General features: G+C 38.9%; 1 protein-coding gene. It reads left to right on the top strand.

The genetic code is table 11. The features are described from left to right. Positions 1-262: MtrA family response regulator transcription factor (locus AAEY83_RS16090; protein ID WP_351060600.1), on the top strand; the 262-nt coding region annotated here is incomplete at both ends.

The following is a 262-nucleotide window of genomic DNA, read 5'->3' as shown; positions in this document are numbered from 1 at the left end:
ACCAATTTTAATGTTGACTGCTAAAGGTGAAGACTTCGACCAAGTGCTTGGTTTAGAACTTGGTGCTGATGATTATGTAATAAAACCAGCAGAGCCACGTGTATTACTAGCGCGGATCAATGCATTACTACGACGTGGGCAACCAATAGTAAAGTCTAGTGAAGAACTGCAGTTTGGTGATTTAGTCATCGATAAAACAAGCCGTATTGTAAAACTAAGTGATTCAGAGATTGTATTAACTTCGCACGAGTTTGAACTACTA

The organism is Psychrobacter sp. TB20-MNA-CIBAN-0197, from assembly GCF_040309765.1.
GTDB lineage: Bacteria > Pseudomonadota > Gammaproteobacteria > Pseudomonadales > Moraxellaceae > Psychrobacter > Psychrobacter submarinus.
The sequence above is the reverse complement of the archived record's forward strand: the minus strand, read 5'-3'. Positions and strand labels throughout refer to the sequence as shown.